5 protein-coding genes and 1 pseudogene are annotated in these 4,085 nt (G+C 66.0%); 4 read left to right on the forward strand and 2 right to left on the reverse strand.

The annotated features are described in order from the left end of the window. Nucleotides 1-135: 135 nt before the first annotated feature. Together ACVOLO_RS17945 and gshB are read right to left on the reverse strand one after the other, a co-directional pair. On the reverse strand, nt 136-1,026 hold the full coding sequence (locus ACVOLO_RS17945; protein WP_481571685.1) for a TonB family protein: 891 nt from the start codon (nt 1,024-1,026) through the stop codon (nt 136-138). Beyond that, complete coding sequence (gene gshB, locus ACVOLO_RS17950; protein WP_481571686.1) at nt 1,023-1,973, reverse strand: glutathione synthase; 951 nt, start codon at nt 1,971-1,973, stop codon at nt 1,023-1,025. Before gshB ends, ACVOLO_RS17945 begins: the two co-directional genes overlap by 4 nt. Before the next feature lie 239 nt (nt 1,974-2,212). Here gshB and pilG point away from each other — a divergent pair, with 239 nt between their 5' ends. From pilG to ACVOLO_RS17970, 4 genes and pseudogenes are all read left to right on the forward strand, one after another. Beyond that, nucleotides 2,213-2,614, forward strand: coding sequence for a twitching motility response regulator PilG (gene pilG, locus ACVOLO_RS17955; RefSeq protein ID WP_057632755.1), 402 nt, complete (start codon nt 2,213-2,215; stop codon nt 2,612-2,614). A gap of 18 nt (nt 2,615-2,632) precedes the next feature. After that, complete coding sequence (locus ACVOLO_RS17960; RefSeq protein WP_481571687.1) at nt 2,633-2,995, forward strand: response regulator; 363 nt, start codon at nt 2,633-2,635, stop codon at nt 2,993-2,995. Next, entirely contained in the window at nt 2,995-3,525 is a 531-nt protein-coding gene (locus ACVOLO_RS17965) for a chemotaxis protein CheW (protein ID WP_481571688.1), read from the forward strand. The genes ACVOLO_RS17960 and ACVOLO_RS17965 overlap by 1 nt, the downstream gene beginning before the upstream one ends. Nucleotides 3,526-3,567: 42 nt before the next feature. After that, nucleotides 3,568-4,085, forward strand: a pseudogene (locus ACVOLO_RS17970) (methyl-accepting chemotaxis protein); the annotation flags it as partial.

A 4,085-nucleotide genomic window follows, 5' to 3' on the forward strand; every position in this document is an offset into this window, starting at 1 on the left:
ACCGCCTGCATGCGCAAATACCTGACCCGGCTCAACGCGATGAAGCGTGACAACGCGCCTTGGCGGGTCGGCTCTATGGAGACTGTGCAAGACAGTTGACTCCTACGGGAGCGGATGCATGCTGCGAGCGCCGGCTCAACGATCGTCGTGCAGTTGTCCGCCGGGCAGGAATACCCAGGTGCGGGTGACCTGCAGGATGTCGATGTCGTCTTCGGTCCTGGGCAGGGCAGGGAAGGGCTGGGCCAGCTCAATCACCCGCAGCGCGGTGGCGTCCAGCAACGGTACGCCGCTGCTGCGCAGCACGCGGCTGCTTTCGACGCTGCCATCGCGGCGCACGCCAACGCTGATCACCACCTGGCCGCCCAGACGACGGCGCCGGGCCTCGTCGGGGTAGTTCAAGTTGCCCACGCGCTCGGCACGGTCCACCCAGGCGCGCAGGTAGTTGGCGTAGGCGTATTCGCGGGTGCTGGCCGAGACGAATTTGCGGTTCGGCCGTTTGGCGTACTGCTCCGAGCGCAGGTGTACTTCGGCTGCCAGTCGCGCCATTTCCGCGTCGCGTTGTTCGCGCGCGGTCATTGCCGCAGCGGGGTCGGGCCGGTCCGGCAGCGGCTGCGACTGTGCATCGGCCACGCGGTCTTCGCCGTGCACGCTGGTCACCACGCGCGCCTGCGGTGGCGGCGGGGCGGCAGCGCTCTGTTGCTGCAGTGGAATCGGCGCCAGCCCGTCCTGCACCTGCGGCACGACGCCGGCCTGGCTGTCGCGTGGCCGCTGCGCCTTGTCGTGGTCGCCGCCGCCCTGCTGGTTGGCCTGGGCCAGGAAGTCGGCCTGCTTGGGCGTCAGCGGCGTGCTGGTCTGGCTGAAGATCACATCCAGCGTCGGCACCAGCGGCGCGTTGTCGCTCACCGCAAAGCCCACGCCAAGGATCAGCAACCCGTGCACCAGCAGTGAGAGCACCAGCGTGGCGGTCAGGCGTTGTTGTTCGTTGACGCGCGGGGCAACAGGCAGGGAGCCGGCGGTGGCACTCATTGCGGCAGGCCGGCCTCGATCACGTCGAACAACTGCCCGGCGATGTTCAAACCGTACTGCGCATCCAGCTCACGCACGCAGGTGGGGCTGGTGACGTTGACTTCGGTCAGGTAGTCGCCGATCACGTCCAGGCCGACAAAGCGCATGCCCCGGCGTTTCATCTCCGGGCCGACCTGGGCGGCGATCCAGCGGTCGCGCTCACTCAGTGGCCGGCCTTCGCCGCGCCCGCCCGCGGCGAGGTTGCCGCGGAACTCGTCGCCCTGCGGGATGCGCGCCAGGCAATAGTCCACCGGCTCGCCATCGACCAGCAGGATGCGCTTGTCGCCAGCGCTGATGTCCGGGATGAAGCGTTGCGCCAGGGCCTGGTTGCGGCCGCCATCGGTCAGCGTTTCCAGGATGACGTTGAGATTGGGGTCGCCGGTGCCGCTGCGGAAGATCGAGCGCCCGCCCATGCCGTCCAGCGGCTTGAGCACGGCCTGGCCGTGTTCGTGGACGAAGGCCTTCAGCTCGGCGGCATTGCGGCTGACCAGGGTCGGCGGGCAGCACTGCGGGAACAGCAGCGCGGCCAGCTTCTCGTTGAAGTCACGCAGGCCCTGCGGATCGTTGACCACCAGTGCGCCGGCCTGCTGGGCCACGCTCAGGATGTGCGTGTCGTACAGGTACTCGCCGTCAAACGGGGGGTCCTTGCGCATCAGCACGAGCTGGCCGGGGCCGAAGTCCAGCGGTGCGAACTCGCCCAGGGTGAACCAGCCGGCCTTGTCGTCGCGCACCTGCAGCGGCGCTACCTGGGCCACCGCCTTGCCGCCGTGCAGGGACAGCCCGCCTGGGCGCACGTAGTGCAGCCGGTGGCCACGGCGCTGGGCTTCCAGCAGCATGGCGAAGGTGGTGTCCTTGGCAATCTTGATCTGGGCGATGGGGTCCATCACCACGATGACGTCTAAAAGCATCGGGGGAATCCGTCAGGTCAGGGGGGCGATGTTAGCGGTTCAGTGTGGGGGACGCCCAGCGCGCAGCGGCGATCAGTGGCTGAATGGAGGTGCGCTGAAAATGAGACGTTCATCACGCCGACGCTTGTTACAGACGTATCTGATGGACGTCGCTTGACAGTTTGGTGCAGGGCTGGGATATAGATGCGCTTTCACGGCGGCATCGCGTTTGGTGTACGCCGCGTGTCCGGGGATTACAAATGGTTGAAAACATGACTGCGGGTGGGGAACTCGCAGGGTTGAAGGTGATGGTCATTGATGACTCCAAGACCATCCGGCGTACGGCTGAGACATTGCTCAAGCGCGAAGGCTGCGAGGTCGTGACCGCGACCGACGGCTTCGAGGCCTTGGCCAAGATTGCCGACCAGCAGCCGCAGATCATCTTTGTCGACATCATGATGCCGCGCCTGGATGGGTATCAGACCTGCGCGCTGATCAAGGGCAACCAGCTCTTCAAGTCGACCCCGGTGATCATGCTTTCTTCCAAGGATGGCCTGTTCGACAAGGCGCGCGGCCGCATCGTCGGCTCCGAGCAATATCTCACCAAGCCATTCACTCGCGACGAACTTTTGGGTGCCATCCGCACATACGTCAACGCCTGACCAGGGGGGAAAGGCACAATGGCTCGAATTCTTTTGATCGAGGACTCACCGACCGACAGGGCGGTGTTCACGCAATGGCTGGTCAAGGCCGGCCACGAAGTTCTGGCAGCCGACAACGCCGAAGAGGGCCTGCAGATTGCCCGCGACCAGGGCCCGCAGCTGGTGCTGATGGACGTGGTGCTGCCGGGCATGAGCGGCTTCCAGGCCACGCGCGCGCTGTCGCGTGACCAGGCCACGCGCGACATCCCGGTGCTGATCGTCAGCACCAAGGGCATGGAAACCGACAAGGCCTGGGGCATGCGCCAGGGCGCTACCGATTACATCGTCAAACCGCCGCGTGAGGATGACCTGATCGCGCGGATCAACAAACTGGTGGGTTGATGCGTTCTCCCTTCGACATCCTTGAAGCCTACGAACGGCGCAGCCTGGCCCATGCCGTGCAGTTGCCCGAGCGCAGTTATTCCCAGGATGTCTGGCGCGGCGTGGGCTACCGCGTCGGCAGCCGCTACCTGGTGTCCGACTTCCGCGAAGTGGTGGAAATCGTGCCGATGCCGCCGGTCATCCCGGTGCCCGGTGCGCAGGGCTGGCTGCTGGGCGTGGGCAACCTGCGTGGCAACCTGTTTCCGGTGGTTGACCTGAAGTACTTCCTGGAAGGTGAACGCACCGCGCCGCAGGAAGGCCAGCGTGTGTTGATCATGCGCCAGGCCGGTGGCGACGTCGCGCTGGTCATCGACGAACTGTACGGCCAGCGCAGCTTCGAGCAGCAACTGCGGGTGCCGGCGGCGGATATCGCGCAGGGCCGTTACGCGCATTTCGTTGAACACGCCTTTGACGATGATGGGCGCCGTTGGGGCGTCTTCTCGCTTTCGCTGCTTTCCCGCACTCCTGAATTCCGGCAAGCGGCCGCCTGATCGGCGCGCTTGCCTCTTCGCATTGGATATCGAGGTCGAACGATGAGTACTGCTCCCGAAGGCGCCAGGGCTGGCAAGCTGGGCAATGTGAGTACCAATTTCTGGCTGGGCCTGCTGGTGCTCTCGATGGTCGTGTTTGGCGCCAACACCGGCGTGGCGACCTGGCAGGGCAGCCGCCTGGCCGGCGCCAGTATCGGTGCCGCCGACCTGCAGGTGCTTTCGCAGCAGTTGGCCAACCAGGGCCGAGAAGCCGTGGCCGGCAGCCGCACCAGCTACGCCGCGTTCAAGGACACCCGCAACAAGGTCGAAAGCACGGTGAGCGAGCTGCAGGGCCGCTTCGGCAACGAGACCGGCGTGTCCGGCCCGCTGCGTGACCTGGTCGATACCTGGAAGCCGCTGTCCAAGAATGCCGAGCAGATCGTGGCCTCCGAGCCGGCGGTGCTGGCGCTGGCCGGCAACGCCGACAGCTTCGTCGGCGCGGTGCCGCAGCTGCAGGCGCAGTTGAACGAGGTGGTGCGTGCGATGACCGCGGGCGGCGCGCAGGCTTCGCAGGTCTACAA

The sequence above is a fragment of the Stenotrophomonas sp. STEN056 genome (assembly GCF_056759635.1).